At 42.1% G+C, this 17,174-nt stretch carries 15 protein-coding genes and 1 pseudogene; 10 read left to right on the forward strand and 6 right to left on the reverse strand.

Annotation, left to right across the window (positions count from 1 at the left end; all coding sequences use genetic code 11):
* Positions 1–6: 6 nt before the first annotated feature.
* The 3 genes from LQZ19_RS02005 to LQZ19_RS02015 form a co-directional block, all read right to left on the reverse strand.
* Complete coding sequence (locus LQZ19_RS02005) at positions 7–1,053, reverse strand: HNH endonuclease family protein (protein WP_411045964.1); 1,047 nt, start codon at positions 1,051–1,053, stop codon at positions 7–9.
* A gap of 3 nt (positions 1,054–1,056) precedes the next feature.
* Entirely contained in the window at positions 1,057–1,707 is a 651-nt protein-coding gene (locus tag LQZ19_RS02010; RefSeq protein ID WP_411045965.1) for a DUF262 domain-containing protein, read from the reverse strand.
* Between the two features lie 217 nt (positions 1,708–1,924).
* On the reverse strand, positions 1,925–2,251 hold the full coding sequence (locus tag LQZ19_RS02015) for a helix-turn-helix domain-containing protein (protein ID WP_411045966.1): 327 nt from the start codon (positions 2,249–2,251) through the stop codon (positions 1,925–1,927).
* Between the two features lie 188 nt (positions 2,252–2,439).
* On the opposite strand from LQZ19_RS02015, the gene LQZ19_RS02020 reads away from it, so the two are divergent.
* From LQZ19_RS02020 to LQZ19_RS02035, 4 genes and pseudogenes are all read left to right on the forward strand, one after another.
* Positions 2,440–2,772 (forward strand): potassium channel family protein, encoded by a 333-nt coding sequence (locus tag LQZ19_RS02020; protein WP_411045967.1) that lies wholly within the window; start codon positions 2,440–2,442, stop codon positions 2,770–2,772.
* A 96-nt stretch (positions 2,773–2,868) separates the two neighbouring features.
* Positions 2,869–3,171 (forward strand): hypothetical protein, encoded by a 303-nt coding sequence (locus tag LQZ19_RS02025; RefSeq protein WP_411045968.1) that lies wholly within the window; start codon positions 2,869–2,871, stop codon positions 3,169–3,171.
* A 123-nt stretch (positions 3,172–3,294) separates the two neighbouring features.
* Positions 3,295–4,471, forward strand: a pseudogene (locus LQZ19_RS02030) (PDDEXK-like family protein).
* A 278-nt stretch (positions 4,472–4,749) separates the two neighbouring features.
* Entirely contained in the window at positions 4,750–5,046 is a 297-nt protein-coding gene (locus LQZ19_RS02035) for a leucine-rich repeat domain-containing protein (RefSeq protein WP_411045969.1), read from the forward strand.
* A 120-nt stretch (positions 5,047–5,166) separates the two neighbouring features.
* Here the strand turns inward: LQZ19_RS02035 and istB are convergent, their stop codons facing one another.
* Positions 5,167–5,916: an IS21-like element helper ATPase IstB gene (gene istB / locus LQZ19_RS02040; RefSeq protein WP_411045970.1), complete on the reverse strand. Its 750-nt coding sequence runs from the start codon at positions 5,914–5,916 to the stop codon at positions 5,167–5,169.
* Positions 5,906–7,414 (reverse strand): IS21 family transposase, encoded by a 1,509-nt coding sequence (gene istA, locus LQZ19_RS02045; RefSeq protein WP_411045971.1) that lies wholly within the window; start codon positions 7,412–7,414, stop codon positions 5,906–5,908. The genes istB and istA overlap by 11 nt, the downstream gene beginning before the upstream one ends.
* Before the next feature lie 281 nt (positions 7,415–7,695).
* Here istA and LQZ19_RS02050 point away from each other — a divergent pair, with 281 nt between their 5' ends.
* The 4 genes from LQZ19_RS02050 to LQZ19_RS02065 all read left to right on the forward strand — a co-directional run bounded on the left by LQZ19_RS02050 (position 7,696) and on the right by LQZ19_RS02065 (position 11,970).
* Positions 7,696–9,912, forward strand: coding sequence for a leucine-rich repeat protein (locus tag LQZ19_RS02050; RefSeq protein ID WP_411045972.1), 2,217 nt, complete (start codon positions 7,696–7,698; stop codon positions 9,910–9,912).
* Positions 9,913–10,167: 255 nt separating this feature from the next.
* Positions 10,168–10,536 carry a hypothetical protein gene (locus LQZ19_RS02055; protein ID WP_411045973.1) on the forward strand — a complete coding sequence of 123 codons (369 nt, stop codon included), beginning with the start codon at positions 10,168–10,170 and terminating at the stop codon, positions 10,534–10,536.
* A gap of 60 nt (positions 10,537–10,596) precedes the next feature.
* Positions 10,597–11,622 (forward strand): FliG C-terminal domain-containing protein, encoded by a 1,026-nt coding sequence (locus LQZ19_RS02060; protein ID WP_411045988.1) that lies wholly within the window; start codon positions 10,597–10,599, stop codon positions 11,620–11,622.
* A 21-nt stretch (positions 11,623–11,643) separates the two neighbouring features.
* A complete protein-coding gene (locus LQZ19_RS02065; protein ID WP_411045974.1) occupies positions 11,644–11,970 on the forward strand; it encodes a hypothetical protein in 327 nt (108 codons plus the stop codon).
* 66 nt (positions 11,971–12,036) lie between these two features.
* Here LQZ19_RS02065 and LQZ19_RS02070 read toward each other — a convergent pair whose 3' ends face one another.
* Entirely contained in the window at positions 12,037–12,690 is a 654-nt protein-coding gene (locus tag LQZ19_RS02070) for an Abi family protein (protein ID WP_411045975.1), read from the reverse strand.
* Positions 12,691–12,958: 268 nt separating this feature from the next.
* Between LQZ19_RS02070 and LQZ19_RS02075 the strand changes: the two genes are divergently transcribed.
* Entirely contained in the window at positions 12,959–14,416 is a 1,458-nt protein-coding gene (locus LQZ19_RS02075; RefSeq protein ID WP_411045976.1) for a 3' terminal RNA ribose 2'-O-methyltransferase Hen1, read from the forward strand.
* Positions 14,407–17,067 carry a polynucleotide kinase-phosphatase gene (locus LQZ19_RS02080; protein ID WP_411045977.1) on the forward strand — a complete coding sequence of 887 codons (2,661 nt, stop codon included), beginning with the start codon at positions 14,407–14,409 and terminating at the stop codon, positions 17,065–17,067. Before LQZ19_RS02075 ends, LQZ19_RS02080 begins: the two co-directional genes overlap by 10 nt.
* Positions 17,068–17,174: the final 107 nt, after the last annotated feature.

A 17,174-nucleotide genomic window follows, 5' to 3' on the forward strand; every position in this document is an offset into this window, starting at 1 on the left:
GGTAGTTTAGATGTTGTTTAACACATATTCTTTTAACACATTATTTCGTGTTTCTATTTTTGCCCTATCCCAAACTTCATCATTTTCAGTTAATTTTACAATTTCCAGTTGTTGTATGAGCTGTGTATAGCTTGGTCTTTTTATTTGTTTAAAAGACTTATTCCCTATTGATTCATTGTGGGGAGCAGATAATAACAAATAATTCCCGAGACAATCAATGCACTCCATCACAAATTTTTCATCATATACAGAATAACCAGCGGCAATTGGTTCCCCATCCGTTGGTTTTTGCGGCGCTATATGCTCCAGATGGGGTCTGTCAATACTATCAAAACGTGTAAATGAATATCCGGATTTACCATTATTTTTTAGCCAGTTTTCATACTTCCAAAGAATGTACTTTGCTATTGAATGTTCCAAGCCGCCGCGAAGCGCATATTCCAAGGCATCATTATTCCAATATGCATACCACCAATTACTGCCGGGAACTATCTTCATCAAATTTATTCTATCGCATATATCTTTGATTGAATGATTTTCTGCATTGAATTTTTCGTATACATCCTCAATTCTTGTTATTAAATTTGCTTTTGTGCCAATCAATCTATGCCGCAAAACCAACGTTTCTAATGCAGAGCAGAGACTGCATATTTCTTCTTTTAAAAGTCCATAATTATAAGCTTTAACTATAAACGGTATTACTATTCCAAATCTTCCCAATGTTACGAGAGAATGAACTTCTATATATTCCTTTCCGTCTTCGCAAAAGAATGTTTTTAATGCCGCAAAACTTTTTGCAAGATATTCAGTAAATTCTTTTATAAAAACAATAGGATCGTATTCAACTCCGGAAAGAATATAAGTAATTTTATTCAAAGCGTTTGATTCGCCCAGCGAATTAAAAAATACTCTTAAAGTATAAGTCAGTACATCATCTTCATCCACATATTTCTCAATACTCGTGATAGATTCATATATTTCCTGAAATCGATTTTTTATTTCTTCGAGGAGTTCGTCTTTACCTTCTCCGCCATATAAATGCGTATTATACATAAATTAGGCCTTTATTATTTCAAGGTTAGACGGCCTTTTACCTCTATTGTTTTGGAATATAAACATTTGTATTGCTTCTGTTTCGTCGGCCACAAGATGTGTTGTACATTTTGCTCCCTGAACTGTATTTAACATTTTTAACAACATTTCTTCATCTGTATTTGAGAATTCCGATACAAAAAAATCAAACGCTTTTATAATGCGTTTTGCTGATTCAGTCTTGAGGCCGTTTTTATCTTTTTTACTCTGATTAATAACGTAATCTTTGAATAATTGGTCATCATATATTACAGTATCAAAGCGATAGGTGGAATTTCTTTTTACCAAGTCTTCAAATAATTCGCTCTCAAATTCTGACAAATCTCGTATTGCTTTTAATTTTGAAAACAATGCAGATATAAATATTACAATAGTAGTAAGTCGTTGTTGACCATCAATAATACCATAGGTCTTATTGCCGTTTTCTTCAAAAAGAAAATGACCAAAATAATATTTTGAGGCAGATAAACTCTTTATGCAGTCTTTAATATCCGAGAGAAAAACATTGACTTGTTTTTGTTCATTTCCGGCATCCCATGAATAGGCTCTTTGATATGATGGAACATATATTCTATTACCACTTAGCATGGACCTAATATCAGTTGATGTTTCCATAAAATATATCTCCTTTTCAAACAAATATTTACCATTAGGTTATATTTTATTGTTTTTGTCAATAGCTGTTTTCAAATGTTTGTTGCATTAAAATTCTATCTAACTAAATACAGGCATAAACGAGCCCATAGAGACAGACTCAAGCAATAGAATATTATTATACAATAGCTAATCTATCATATAATGACAGATCAAAAAATATTTATTACTAAAAATGTTAATACCGTTTATCCAGAGCTTTAACCAAAGCGTTTACGGCGTCCAGGTCAACCTGGTCAAGGGGGATGATAGTCTTTACAATTTCTTCCAGTGATGGATTAGAGGAATGGCCGGTTCCATCCCTGCCGTTAAGGAGGTATTCCACCGACACCCCCAGGGCTTCCGCAATCAGGTAAGCTTCGTCGGCCCGGGGGATGATATTCCGGGTTTTCCAGGAAGAGAAGGTGCCCTTGGGAATACCCGTCTTCCGGTACAGCCATTCAAAACTGGTCTGTTGCCGGTCTACCTCCCTCTTAACTATCTTCCAGAAGAATTCAGCATTCATATAGCAAATTATGACAGATCAGTCTGCAAAGTGGGGTTAATCTGGATTGACAAATGTATGCAATAGGGATAAAATATGAATGATATTATTAAAATACAGACTATTTATTGAAATTTTAAAAAAGGATTAGCAGTAGATGACAGATCAAGGGTGATAAGCTCTTAGATATGCTAAAAAAAAGGGGTGGTATGATAACAAAGAAAAGGGTGTTTGAAATAATTGAGAAATGCCAAGACCATGATAGGGCAAGCTCTGTTTTTGATTATTTTTTAATGATATTAATATCCCTGAATGTTATTGCCGTAATTGTCGGGTCCTTTGATTTTGCCCTCATGACTGTAGGCTACGGCGATGTGTACCCTGTTACCATACCAGGAAAAATCCTGAGCTGTGTTATCGCGCTTTTGGGCATTGGTTTGGTCGCGCTGCCTTCCGGGATAATCAGTTCCGGGTTGTTAAAAGAAGTAAGCGATAAAGGACAGCAAACGCAAATATGTCCTCATTGCGGGAAGGAGACATGAGATGTTTTTTAAGCGGGGATCAACGGCTCCGGTTCTCATTGTGTTTTGCAATGGTTTTTACTATTGTGGAATAATATATTTTTAGGAGGCCAAAAAATGGCAATCTCAGATGTTCAGGTTAAGGGAAGTTTTATTTCTACATATGACTCCTCTGGTAAGGAAATCGCCTATATGTCAGAATCCGATCATGAAGTTGTCGGAATTGGGAGTGATTTTTTCGTAACTGTTAAAGGTTCTTTTATTTATACCTTTGATGATCAGTGCAAAGAGATCGCTTATATGTCAAAGTCAGATCATGAAGTACGGGGAGCAGCCGGTAGTAATTTTACCACAAAAAAAGGTTCTTTTATTTACACTTTTGATAAAAGTTGTAAAGAAATAAGTTATAGGTCTGTTTAAATATTTTATTTACCCCTAGATTTATCAAGGGGTAAATAGGAGGTTTAGTTATGAAGAATATCCACTTTATTTAAAATTGGATTGTACTTGACAAAAAATTAACCCTAATGTAAAGTACGCTACATGAGTAATAATTATGAACCTTTGATAAAACAAATATATGGAATATGTAAGTTGCATGAGGAAATAGCCAGAATTTCCGGTGAAAACTTCAATATTTTTGAAATATTAAATTTATCAACAGATGAACTTAAACACTCTAAATTTATTGCCACATTGTTAGACCCTAAAGGAGCGCATGGGCAGGGGGAAATTTTCCTTAAATGTTTTTTAAACCTAATAGACAAAGATGTACCATCTGATGATGATTTAAAAAAGATAGAAGTCGATAAAGAATTTTCCATTGAATCAGGTCGTATTGATATACTATTACATAGTGATAAATTTGAAATTATAAATGAGAATAAAATATATGCAAACGATCAACCTAAGCAACTTTCACGGTATAATGATTATTTATCTAAATATAAAACAACAAAAAAAAACCAAACTGATTTATCTTAATTTATATGGTGATAAGGCCAGTGAAGAAAGTGCTGTTGATTTAAAAAAAAAAGATTACCAATGTATAGCTTATAAAGATACAATAATTACTTGGTTGAAAAAGTGCAAACAGGAAGTAGCTGATTTGCCTTTCGTAAGGGAAAACATTAAACAATATATATTGTTGATTAATAAATTAACAGGTCAATCAAGGAGTGATAAAATGTCTAATGACGTAGTTGATATTTTAATGAAGGATGAAGAAAATATTAAGGCAGCCTTTGATATACATGATAGTATTCCTAATCTACAAAAACGCATAATATACAAGCATTTAATTCCAGCGTTACAGGGTATAGCATCGAATAATGGCTTGGATTTAGAATCTTTTGATTCTAACCTTAAGTATTTTGGATTTCAGTTTGTAAATTGTGATTGGAAATATATAAGAATACATTTTCAATTTGACAAAGAGAATTTTAGGAATTTTTATTATGGATTTTATAATAACCCGGAAAAGCAAATGCCCAATGAAATCAAAAATAAATTTAAAAACTATAAATATGAGGAAGGCTTTCCTTTATATAAATATGAAGAAGGATTGCCTTTATATAAATATATGGATGTTTATCGGGATTGGGGTAAAGATGAATTTGCAGAACTTGCCAAAGGGCAGACGAATGAAATAACTAATGAGATCGATTCAAAAATAAAGGAATTATTAAAAATAGCCGAAAAGATTGGAGAAGGATTATAAGTCTATATCGTTAATGGTAGAATAGACATTTTACCATTAACGATATAGCAAATAGTTAAGTAAAGAAATAAGCCCGGCATTTAGTTTCACGAACGGCTAATTATTTTGTTATTCTGTATATAAACAATTTTAAAACCATCATATCACAAACCATTAAAGAATACTTGAAAGTAAAATTTTTATAAATTCTCTTGATCCATCACTCCCTGACAGATCGGTTGGTATATATTAATATTGTAACTTAAATAAAGGGATCCATCTAAATTAAGGGGGCGAAAATGAGTTCTGATTTTGAAATTAATGAGAATGGGACATTAATCAAATATAACGGGAAGGACACCGATATTATGGTCCCCGATAGTGTCGCGCAAATCGGTGATACTGTATTTAGAAAAAATACAAGCCTGTCAAGCATAAGTTTACCCGTGAATCTTACAAATATTGGTAACAATGCATTTTCCGGATGCAAAAATCTGGTAAGCATCAGTTTACCTGTAAGTTTAAAGTATATTGGCAGCGGGGCATTTTCTGGGTGCATAAGTCTTATGCGTATTTCGCTTAACTTGAACACCTAATATGCAAATATACGAACAAAAATACGCAACACTTGAACACTGTGCCGCAAAATGAGGAGTTGCCCATACACGCCAATTTTGCATATATGGGCGGTGCGCCTATGGCGCTGTTTTATTAAATTAGCACGATTTGAGATCCCGTTCCGCAAGGACTTTCCGCATGGAATCGCCTGAGATATTATACTTGTAGGCGTTATGGATAATCCGGTCAAGAATCGCATCGGCTAAGGTAGGGTCAGGAAACAGATCATGCCAGGCAGAGTGTGGAAGCTGGCCTGAAATGATTGTTGTGGCCCTGCCATAACGCCGCTCTACGAGTTCCATAAGTTCCTGGGTTTCATCAAGGGTGAATTTTCTCAGGCCCCAATCGTCCAGGATCAGCAGATTGATTTTGGTGAATTTGTCTCTGAGGGAACCATACTTCCCTTCCGTCTGGGCATCCGCAAGGCGGAGGAAAAGATCCGGTACTCTGATGTAAACGGTTGGAACTCCTTGGGAACAGGCAGCTCTGCCAAGGGCACAGGCAAGGTACGTTTTGCCTACCCCGGTGGGGCCTGAGATGAGGAGGTTCACGTTTTTCTTGATATAGCCTCCGGCGCTTAAGCGCAGGATATCCGGTTTTGAAATACCCCGCTTGCCCTGGTAGTCAATATCCTCAAGGTGAGCGGTGAAACGGAAATCCGCATGGGCGATAAGCTTTTCAATACGTTTGGAATGGCGGGTGAGCCATTCAGCCTCGACCAAAAGGCCGAACCGTTCTTCAAACGAGAGTGCGGCTATATCCGGTTGTTCCAATTGTTCCCTCAGTTTTGTGGCCATGACCGGAAGGCGGAGATCGTGAAGCTGGTTTATAGTTGCGTTATTCAACATGGCTTTCCTCCTGGTAGTATTCAGGGCCACGGAGATTTTCATGCCGGATAGGGGAAGGGGATGCTTCCCCCAGCGTTTCAAGCAGTGTCTTGAAATGCCTGAAGGAATAGGCATTTTGGGTCAGGGCCAATGAGGCGGCCTGTTCCATCCTTTCGGCAGGGACATTCCCGGCAAGGCGGAGAATACCGGCACAGGATTTGTATGCTTGTTCGGGATGGTCCCGCTGTTCGAGGAGCCATGTGATGTAGGCCTTAGTTTGTTCACCGGTCTTTGCGGCCCAAGAGATAAATCGCTGCGGAGACCAGTCGGTAACCGCCCGGTGTTTCTCCGGCATATGCTCGTTACAGGTAGTATACCGCCTTCGGGTATCATAACTGCGAACATGGCAGGCAATCCGTTCCCCCTCGCAGAATACTTCAATGGTGCTTGAAGTGGCTCGAATGTCCACTTCTTTCCCCGCAAACTGATAGGGAACGCTGTAAAACAGGGTTTTCCCGAAAGAAACGTGGTAGTCAAAATTGACTTTTGCCTTTTTCCATTGGGCAAACTCATAGCGCCGCATGGGCAACCGCATCAATGCTGATTTTTCGGTTTCAAGAAAGGCGCTCAGGCGGCTTCCCGGCAGCTTTTGAAAGGGTTTCCGGTTCAGGGCTTCGTTTTCGGCCTTGACCGCTTCCTGTACTTCCGCAAAGGACAGCAATTGCCGGTGTCTCAACTTCGCGATGATACGCCTTTCCACAATCTGTACTCCGGTTTCCGCAGGAGCCTTATCGGTTGGCGCTAAAGGCCGGGCAGGGACAATAGCTGCCCCGTAATAGTTTGCCATCTCCCGATACGTCTTGTTTAAAACCGGATCATAATAGTCTGCCTTGACAACCGCTGTCTTGGCATTGTCCGGGACCATGAGATGCGGCGTCCCTCCGAAATATTCAAGGGCATGGATATGCGCCTCGATCCAGGATTGCAAAGTCATATCCCGAAACGACTCGGTATACAAATACGAGCTTGCCGGTAGGACTGCCACAAAAAGATATGCTTTGCATTCCTTCCCCTGCTCGTTAGTATAGGCCATGGTGAGCCCCGCCCAATCTACCAGCATCCGCTCCCCGGCCTTGTATACTTTCCTCAGGTAGACGTTGTTCTCCTTGCGGTAGTCCCGGTACTTCTTGCAGAACTGGGTGTACATAAATCCTTCCGGATGCTGCTCTTTGTATTCTTCCCAGAGCAGAAACAGGGTTACCCCTTTCTTCTTCATCTCCCGGTCGATGTACGGGAGGTCCGGTTCGGCTTTGTCCTCTCCGTTATTCTTTCCAGGGGGATACACGATTGACCCCAATTCTTTGGTGTCCAGCGCCAAGGGGTCTTTTACCCCCGCCCCTTTCACCCGTGCCAGGATGGCACTCACTGTTCCCAGTGAACACCCAGTCGCACTGGCCACATCCCTTTGGCTCAATCCTGCTTCGCAGAACAGCTTTAGGATTTCCTTCGCTTTTTCCATGTCCATTCTCCTCATAATGAGATTCTCCCTTGGGCAGCAACGCGCCCGGGGGAATTCTATCTCAATATGCGGCATAGTGTTCAAATGGTGCGTAATCGATGTTCAAATGTTCGCGTTTTGGTGTTCAAATGTTTGCGTAATCGGTGTTCAAGTGTCAGCGTTTTGGTGTTCAAATGGTGCGTATTCAGCGTTCAAGTCCTGCGTACTTCTGTTCAAGTATTTCACATTTTTGTTCAAGTGTTGCGTATTCACTGTTCAAATCAGAGCGAAATACGCATCTTATGAGTATCAACCTGCCTTCCGGTCTTACTCATATCGCCAACAATACGTTCAATGGCTGTAAAAATCTAATGGGTATTACTTTGCCTTTAGGTATAACCCATATTGGCGACGAGGCATTTTATAAATGTACCAATCTGAGCAATATAAATTTACCTGTTAGTATAACCCATATCGGGAATAGTGCATTCTATGAGTGCAAGAATTTAGTAAATATTACCTTGCCGGACGGACTTATTCATATCGGCCATAATGCATTTAACGGATGTGTTAAATTGATAAGCATTGATTTAAAATCAAATATGACTCAGATTAATGATGCGACATTTTGCGGATGCTCTCTTTTAACTGATATTATCATACCTTCAAATATTACTCATATCGGGGATAACGCATTCAGGAATTGTAGTGAATTAAGGAATATTAATTTGCCTTCTGGCCTAACTCATATTGGAGATAATGCTTTTACTTCTTGCGAGAGCTTAAACAATATAAGTATACCTTCAAATGTCGGCCATATCGGTACAAATGCATTTAGTTGTTGTAAAAATATTGAAGACATTATAGTTGATTCAAATAATTCTTCGTATACAGATGATGGTGGTGTTTTACTTGATAAAGGACAATCAACTCTTTTATGTTATCCTTCTGGTAAAAAACATTCGACATATTGTTTGCCGAAAAGTATTACCCGTATTAATAACTGTGCATTTTATGAGTGCGAATATTTAAGTAGCATCATTCTTTCGGAAAATCTTTTATATATTGGTAATGCGGCATTCTCTGGATGTAAAATATTGAATAATATTGATATACCTGCAAATGTGAATTTTATAGGATGTTCCGCATTTCAATATTGTGAAAAACTTGAAAACATCATCCTACCTTTTGAATTAACCCAAATAGAAAAAGAAACATTTTATGGATGTAAAAATTTAGTAAGTCTTGACTTACCGCCTAAAATTATATTTATCAAGGATTGTGCATTCGAATATTGTGAAAGCCTGGTAAGCATCAATCTACCTGCGGATATTGAGTATATTGGGAATTCAGTATTTTCAGGATGTAAATCTTTAAGGAGCATTAATTTGCCCGCAAAAATCACAAATATAAATTATGGTACATTTAATGATTGTAAAAATATTGAACATATTGCACTCCCGGCAAGTTTAACTCATATCGGTAGATGTGCATTTGCTTCATGCAAGAATCTAAAAAATATCAGTTTACCCCAGACAATTACTCATATTGAAGATTATGCTTTTTGTGGATGCGATAGTTTAACAAGCATTAATCTACCAGCCGGGCTTATTCATATTGGAGAATCAGCATTTAATGATGGGAAGATAAAGACGGGTACTTCCTCAAAGAATAGTCCGGATCAGGATTGTGATATTCAATCGGAATTGGATAATTTGATAGGTTTAACAGAAGTTAAGCAAAAAATCAGCGAGATTCGCCGTATAGTTGAAATTAAAGGTAAAGATTTTCTTCCCTGCCTCCATATGGTTTTCCGCGGTAATCCCGGTACCGGTAAAACAACTGTAGCGCGCATTATAGGAAAAATATTTGCTCAATATGGCATACTAAAATCAAAGGATATTTTTATTGAAACAGATAGATGCGGGTTGATTGGCGAACACATCGGTGATACAGCACAAAAAACTAAAATACAAATAGATACGGCATTAGGTGGCGTTTTATTTATTGATGAAGCATATAATTTAGTGTATAGTGATTCTGACAGGGATTTTGGTCATGAATGTATAGCCACATTAGTCAAACGATTAGAAGACAATCGCAAGGATTTTGTATGTATCATGGCGGGCTATACTGATAAAATGGATCAAATGCTAAAATCGAATCCTGGCTTGCGTGACAGAATGCAATATTACATCGACTTTCCTGACTATTCTGTTGAAGAATTAATCTTAATATTTAAAGATTTATCTGCGAAAAACCAGTTGATTCTGGAAGACGAAGCAGAAAAATCTATCTTGTCATTGCTTACAAGGGTGGTGCAAAATAAAGATAAAGACTTTTCAAATGCCCGTGTTGTTCGTAAAATATTCGAACGGATTCAAATACAGTCCATCCTGCGTTCTGATGATAATAAAATACTGGCTATTGATATTGATAATGCCTGCCAATCCAATGATATTAAACGAATTTTTAATGGACTAAAGGAGACATCTATAGGGTTTACCATGAATTATTAAAGGGTTTTATGGTCATATTACTTAAATATTTGTACTTTCAGGGATATTATGGACCATATTACAGGATTGTGAGGTCCACTTGTTCAAAAAATATTTTTATCACCTATCATTATATGACAGATCAATATGCTATATTATAGAGTATGGAAACCATGGAAACCTTATTTAAACCAGTTTTGAAACATTTTTGCCATATTTGCAAAGAAATCACAGGAATCTGATTAGGAATTTATTTTTTTCTCAGGAGATATAAATATGAAAGTCGATGATTTTTCAAAAGAATATAATGCCATCGTGGAGAAGGCCTTATTGTTAGCTGAAAAGGTTCACCGTGAAGGTTTTTTATCATTGGAAGAAATGATAGATCTCAAAAAATATTATAAAAGGGATATACTGGAATTTGGCACAAGATTAATTATTGATGGCTTTGATGCTGAAATAGTTAATAAAATATTAACCAATATTGTGAATCTTGAAACAGACACTGATAAAAAAATATTGAAAACCATACAAAAAGAAGCGGTGCTTGCAATACAGGAAAGGCAAAGCCAAATGATGATTTTATTATTATTGAATTCTTATGTTAATATAGGGATAGAAGAAGTTATGAAAAAATACGACTAAATATTCCTGTTTTTCGGCGGGAAAACATAGGTTAAAAAGGAAATATAGACTGTGTATGAAATGTCACCAAAATTTACACTCAATAATATAACCAAATTGAGTGACCGGGATTTGCAGAAGGTTTTACAGAAGGTCTATCCTCAAACTCTGACAAAAGCTCTTAAGATTGCGGATGATTTAGTTGTAAATAAAATATTTCGGAATATGTCAAAACGCACAGTAGCGGCAAACAAAGAATATTTAGATTTTTTAGGCCCTGCCCGATTAAAAGACCTCGAAGAATCACAGCAGGAAATCCTTGGAATTATTAGATCATTGATAAAAAATTGCGAAGTAGAAGGCAATATCAAAAATTTTATCTCTTGTCCGCCAAACTGGAGTGAAGATTTCATTGGCGATTCAATCGATTTGACCGACATGTTTGACTCCCTTCTTACAAGCAAACCGGAATATCCGGAAAAACCTTATGGTTTTTTTCATAATGAAGTACCCATGTGTAGTTTTTTTCGTTCAAGGGCTGGTGAAAACATTCTTTCTGATATTGAAACGAAAAACGAGGAGCAGGGTCTGATAAATTCCGGAATCCCGAATACACGGATTAAGCTTATAAATTATTCGGTTTGTCCCAACTGTAACAGAATTTTCTCCTTTAAAGAACTGTCAGAATACTATTCAAATCCCAAACTAGATACGGCGTTTAGGGATAAGGCCGATCAATACCGACGAGATACCAGGTTCTGCTGTCCTGAATGCGGATCATATTTCCTACCGTCTCTTGTCATATCCGATGGCACGCCAAAAAACGAAGTGCAGTTTTTATGCAGAGGGCAGACTGTTGAAGCAATAGAAAATTGCTTTATACAGAATAATAAGAAAGTGTTGACAAAAAACAGGCATAATATTTATTATAATGACCATGTTAAGGTAGTAAAAAATGACGTAGCGCTGGAAGAACTGGAATCCAGGCCTACGCTTATAAGCAACCTGCTGCTATACACCCCCGCCAAACTGGCCCTTAACCTTATGGACGGAAGTAATATTGTGAAAGGTGATATATTGTATGGAGGCGGGATACTGCCGGAGTGATAGACTATACAGGGAACCAATATGCTGTTAACCATCACCTATAAAGGAGAAAACGATCCGGATCTGGGGTATCTGCTCCACAAAAACCCCGGGAGGCCCCAAACTGTAGAGCTTGCTATGGGGAAGGCTCATGTATTTTACCCCGAAGTCCGGCAGGATAGCTGTACCGCAGCCCTGCTCCTGGATATTGATCCCCTGGAGCTTGCAAGGGGGAAAATTGGGTCCAGGGATGGCGGGCTCTTCGACTATGTCAACGACCGCCCCTATGTAAGTTCCTCATTTATGAGTACCGCGCGCTCTAGGCGGTCTTGGCCTGAAAAAATGTATTGCGCTATCAAGACAGATTAAGGGGTATTTTAAGGAAGCGTGAATGTGTAAATTGTCATGTTTTTGAGGGATTAAAAAAGAAAAAATTCAGTAAAAATATTGGGCGATTAACTCCTTACGAACATAGACAAGCGAGTGAAGCCACGAAATAAGAACCGGCTCCATAACGCCAAAGTAAGCAGCAACAGCCTTCTTTTCAGGGGATGGCGCAAGCTTGCTGTAAAGTATTGAAAGTTGCCCCATTTGGAGAACTTCAAAGGTAATCCAAGACGGTGGATTGGGGTTTGAATAAACGCTGTAGAAATGCCCGACAAACGTATCTGTAGACCTATTGATACTTGTCTTAATATTTTGTAAAAGCTCACGGTGTTCCTGCGGGTTTTTAAAACAAGCCGGTTTTTCGTACCAAAATGGATCGCCGGAACTAACACAATAGCGGTCTATAAGCTGTGCCCGGACAGCAATTTCAATCTTTTCCATTGCCGCAAATACCAGTAGCCGCAGCTCCCTGTCCGCCTTATAAAGGTTTACAACATCCTCAAAGGCAGTCCCGGCCTTGAATTTATGCTGAACCGGATCATCCAAAAATGGGTACATATACCCACTTAAGCGATAGTAACTGATATTGGCAAGGTATCGTTCTGCTTTAGCCGTATCAGGAACGACCAAGCCCCGACTTTGGATTAGGGTTATTTGATCAGAGACGGATAGGGGTTTTTTAACATATAGTTGTTTTGCCATAGAATATAAAAAAACCCGCCGAGTGTGCTTGCCAGACTTTCGTCCGGTATAGGCCTAGCAGGTATGTTACTTATAGTATAACTCGGATTGAGATGATTGGTCAAGCAGAATTTTGAGGATTTCCCTCAATTTATTATGACAATAATAGATATTATGGCATAATAGGGTTTCCTATTCGATTCTATTTACGGGAATCTACGGCCTTACGGTTGATGATATGCCTGTTCTCAAACCCGGCATTTTCTGACAAACTATACAGGGAACCAATATGTTGTTAACCATTACCTATAAAGGAGAAAATGCCCCGGATCTGGGGTATCTGCTCCACAAAAACCCCGGAAGGCCCCAGACTGTGGAGCTTGCCATGGGGAAGGCTCATGTATTTTACCCCGAAGTCCGGCAGGATAGCTGTACCGCAGCCCTGCTCCTGGATATTGATCCCCTGGAGCTTGCAAGGGGGAAAATTGGGTCCAGGGATGGCGGGCTCTTCGACTATGTCAACGACCGCCCCTATGTGAGTTCCTCATTTATGAGTACCGCCATTTCCCGGGTCTACGGAACCGCCCTGGGTGGGCGCTGTGAAAAACGGCCTGAGCTTGCTGAGGCGGAGCTTGATCTGACGGTGCAGGTAATAATGCTGCCCTGTCGGGGGAATACAGAATTACTGGAACGGATATTTGGCCCACTGGGGTATGAAATCAGCTTTACTGCCGAATTGCTGGATGAGGAGTATCCCCTCTGGGGGCAGAGCTGCTATGTGAACCTGTATCTCCGGGGGAAGAAGCGGCTCCGTGACCTGCTCCGGCATCTCTATGTGCTTATCCCGGTGTTTGATCTCCGCAAGCATTACTGGATCGGGGATGATGAGGTGGAGAAACTTCTGCGCCATGGCGAGGGATGGCTGGAAAATCATCCCGCCAAGGCCCTTATCACCCGCCGTTATTTCAACAAGCTGCACCGCTATACCCGGATGGCCCTGGACCAGCTGGACAACGGCGAAGGTGGCGCCCAGGATATTGTACGTGAGGAGGAATCGGCGGTTACGGATTTTTCTGTTCCTGTACCCACCGGCGCGGATACTTTTGAAGCCGCACCCTTTGTCCCCCTGAACATCCGGCGGCTTGAGGCGGTTCTGGGGGCGCTGAAGGAAAGCGGCGCCAAGTCGATTCTGGATCTGGGCTGCGGAGAGGGAAACCTGCTCCGTTTATTATTGAAGGAAAAGTCTTTTGAAAAGATAGCCGGCGTTGATGTGTCAGCTTCGGCGTTGGAGCGGGCAGGGGAGCGGCTTAATTTGATCATCACGCCGGAGGACACAGGTCGTCAGGATGGGCAGAAAAACCGTACCGCCCTTTTTCAAAGTTCCGTCATCTACCGAGATAAGCGATTTGAAGGATATGATGCGGTAGCGGCAGTAGAAGTGATAGAGCATCTGGACAAAAACCGCCTGGGCGCCTTTGCCTCGGTGGTTTTCTCCTGCGCCGCCCCGAAAACCGTGGTGATTACCACCCCTAACCGGGAGTACAATAAAAACTATCCCGGCCTTGGGGGGAGTGAAAAACTGCGCCACGGGGACCACCGCTTTGAATGGACCAGGGCGGAGTTCCGGACTTGGGCGGAAAAGGTCGCTGCCCGATACGGGTATCTTTTCCGTATTGAGGAAATTGGTGACCCGGACGAAATTCTGGGCGCGCCGACCCAAATGGGAGTATTTACTAAATGCAATTAGTTATTCCTGAACTGTGCGTAGTAACCCTCATCGGCGCCTCAGGCAGTGGAAAATCCACCTTTGCCCGGAAATTTAAAGCCACTGAAGTCCTCAGCTCAGATTATTTCCGGGGACTCGTTTCGGATGACGAAACGGATCAGGGCGCTACATCCGCAGCCTTCGACAGTCTTTTCTATATCGCCAACAAACGGCTTGACGCAGGGAAACTCACGGTCATCGATGCCACCAATGTGCAGAAAAAATCCCGGGAAGCGGTGCTCCGCCTTGCCAGGGAACAAAATCTTTTAGCAGCAGCAATTGTATTTGATATGAATGAATCTCTCTGTCTTGAACGGAATAAGGAGCGGCCGGACCGTAACTTCGGGCCGCAAGTAGTGAAGGGACATATTCGGGAACTGAAGCGGAGCATCCGGGGTTTACAAAAAGAGGGGTTCCGCTATGTGTATGTCCTCTCAAGTCCGGAAGAGGCGGCAGCGGCGGAGATTGTCAGGACCAGGCTCTGGAACGACAAGCGGGATGAAAAGGGTCCTTTTGATATTATCGGGGATGTTCACGGCTGTTACGATGAACTTTGCGCCCTCCTTGAAAAGATGGATTATACCCTGGACCGGGAAGCCCATGCCGCCATCCCACCCGCTGGGCGCAGGGCAGTTTTTCTTGGGGACCTCTGCGACCGGGGGCCGAAAAATGCGGCTGTACTAAAACTGGCGATGAACATGGTTTCTGCGGGAACCGCCCTCTGCATACCCGGAAATCACGACGTAAAACTGCTGCGTAAACTCCGGGGGGCCGATGTCAAATTGAACCACGGCCTTTCGCTTACGGCAGCGGAACTGGAACAGGAACAGCCGAAATTTATCGAACAGGTGATAACTTTTCTGGACGGCCTGGTGAGTCATTATGTGCTGGATCGGGGAAGGCTGGTAGTTTCCCATGCGGGACTTACGGAAAAGCTCCAGGGTCGCAGTTCAGGTAAGGTTCGAGAATTCTGCCTCTACGGGGAAACCACCGGGGAAACCGACGAGTTCGGATTGCCGGTCAGGCTCAACTGGGCGGAGGATTACCGAGGCCGGGCCCTGGTGGTATACGGCCATATCCCTTCCCGGGAAGTCCGCCCCTTGAACAATACGGTGTGCATCGACACGGGCTGCGTTTTTGGCGGCAAGCTTACCGCCTACCGCTACCCCGAAGGAGAATATGCCGAGGTACAGGCACAGCAGGAATACTATGCGCCGGTAAAGCCTTTAGACCCGGAGGAAACACCCGCAGCTTACACTGGGGAGCTTATGATCGCCGATGTGCTGGGGAAACGGAACATCAATACCCGGCTTAACCGGAAGATCACTATCAGCGCCGAGAGCAGTTCCCATGCCCTGGAAATCATGAGCCGTTTTTCTGCGGACCCCCGATGGCTTATATACCTTCCCCCTACCATGTCTCCCTCCGGAACCAGCAAACGGGAAGAATATCTGGAATATCCCGAAGAAGCCTTTGACTATTTTTCCAATCAGGGAGTATCACAGGTTATCTGTGAAGAAAAGCACATGGGTTCCCGGGCGGTGATAGTGCTTTGCAGAAATACTGAAACTGCCCGGAATCGTTTTGGCTTTGGTATGGATGACTTTACGGAAGCCGCCGGAGATTCCGTTGAAAGCCCCACCGGTATCATCTATACCCGGACAGGACGACATTTTTTTGACCCCACAGAATTAATAAATTCAGGCGATGGGGAAGGAGTGCCGGCTTCACCTGAGTCTCTTATCCTTTCTCGTCTCGCAAAGGTATTGGACAGGACCGGCTTTTGGAAGGCCTTCTCCACCGGTTGGGTATGCCTGGACACAGAGCTTATGCCCTGGTCCGCCAAAGCCCGGCAGCTTCTGGTTGAACAATACGCGCCCACTGGCCGATCCGGCAAAAGCGGACTCCGGGAAGCGGTTACTGCTTTGGAGCAGGCTCTTTCCGATATGGCGAATACCACCGATGATAACATCAACACTACGCCGGAAAACCATGGCCCGCAAAGCATGGATATTGCCGGAGTATTAGGGAAATTCCGGGATCGGGAAACCTACCTTAAACTATACACCGAAGCCTATCACCGTTACTGTTGGCCGGTTAATTCGGTGGAGGACTACCGGGTCGCCCCCTTTCACATTTTGGCCACCGAAGGCAAGGTCTGGAGCAGTGAAAGCCATCTGCGCCACCTTGAGGTAATACGGGAGTATATGACCGGCAGTGATACGATATTTATCTCCACCAATCATCTAACAGTGGATCTGAGCGATTCCACTTCCCGTGAAGCGGGAATAGCCTGGTGGCGGCAGCTCACCGAAAAGGGCGGCGAGGGCATGGTGGTAAAGCCCCTGGATTTCATCGCCCGCGGCAAGGATGGCATACTCCAGCCTGCAGTAAAGTGCCGGGGCCGGGAGTACCTGCGGATAATCTACGGCCCGGAGTACACCGAACCCGCAAGGCTCAACCGCCTGCGCAGCCGTTCTCTGGGAAAGAAACGCCGCCTTGCCCTGGACGAATTCAGCCTAGGCATGGAATCCCTGGAACGCTTTACCCGCGGAGATCCCCTGCACCGGGTCCATGAGTGTGTGTTTGCGGTATTGGCCCTGGAAAATGAAGAAGTGGACCCAAGGCTGTAGAGGTACCCCCGCTTTCAATTCAAAATCTAATATTCAATTTTTTTATATTTACATTTAATTGATTTGAGGAAAACTTTCACCTCAATCGAATAAGGTTTGTTCTGATA

Origin of the sequence: Treponema primitia, assembly GCF_046533075.1 — a bacterium.
Taxonomy (GTDB): Bacteria; Spirochaetota; Spirochaetia; order Treponematales; family Breznakiellaceae; genus Termitinema; species Termitinema primitia_B.

What these genes read in the sequence shown, in the direction of transcription:
- istA (WP_411045971.1), bottom strand. Translation starts at nt 7,414, where the DNA reads ATGGAAAAAGCGAAGGAAATCCTAAAGCTGTTCTGCGAAGCAGGATTG.
- LQZ19_RS02035 (WP_411045969.1), top strand. Translation starts at nt 4,750, where the DNA reads ATGAGTTCTGATTTTGAAATTAATGAGAATGGGACATTAATCAAATAT.
- istB (WP_411045970.1), bottom strand. Translation starts at nt 5,916, where the DNA reads ATGTTGAATAACGCAACTATAAACCAGCTTCACGATCTCCGCCTTCCG.
- LQZ19_RS02005 (WP_411045964.1), bottom strand. Translation starts at nt 1,053, where the DNA reads ATGTATAATACGCATTTATATGGCGGAGAAGGTAAAGACGAACTCCTC.
- LQZ19_RS02080 (WP_411045977.1), top strand. Translation starts at nt 14,407, where the DNA reads ATGCAATTAGTTATTCCTGAACTGTGCGTAGTAACCCTCATCGGCGCC.
- LQZ19_RS02010 (WP_411045965.1), bottom strand. Translation starts at nt 1,707, where the DNA reads ATGGAAACATCAACTGATATTAGGTCCATGCTAAGTGGTAATAGAATA.
- LQZ19_RS02060 (WP_411045988.1), top strand. Translation starts at nt 10,597, where the DNA reads ATGTCACCAAAATTTACACTCAATAATATAACCAAATTGAGTGACCGG.
- LQZ19_RS02075 (WP_411045976.1), top strand. Translation starts at nt 12,959, where the DNA reads ATGTTGTTAACCATTACCTATAAAGGAGAAAATGCCCCGGATCTGGGG.
- LQZ19_RS02065 (WP_411045974.1), top strand. Translation starts at nt 11,644, where the DNA reads ATGCTGTTAACCATCACCTATAAAGGAGAAAACGATCCGGATCTGGGG.
- LQZ19_RS02020 (WP_411045967.1), top strand. Translation starts at nt 2,440, where the DNA reads ATGATAACAAAGAAAAGGGTGTTTGAAATAATTGAGAAATGCCAAGAC.
- LQZ19_RS02055 (WP_411045973.1), top strand. Translation starts at nt 10,168, where the DNA reads ATGAAAGTCGATGATTTTTCAAAAGAATATAATGCCATCGTGGAGAAG.
- LQZ19_RS02050 (WP_411045972.1), top strand. Translation starts at nt 7,696, where the DNA reads ATGAGTATCAACCTGCCTTCCGGTCTTACTCATATCGCCAACAATACG.
- LQZ19_RS02015 (WP_411045966.1), bottom strand. Translation starts at nt 2,251, where the DNA reads ATGAATGCTGAATTCTTCTGGAAGATAGTTAAGAGGGAGGTAGACCGG.
- LQZ19_RS02070 (WP_411045975.1), bottom strand. Translation starts at nt 12,690, where the DNA reads ATGGCAAAACAACTATATGTTAAAAAACCCCTATCCGTCTCTGATCAA.
- LQZ19_RS02025 (WP_411045968.1), top strand. Translation starts at nt 2,869, where the DNA reads ATGGCAATCTCAGATGTTCAGGTTAAGGGAAGTTTTATTTCTACATAT.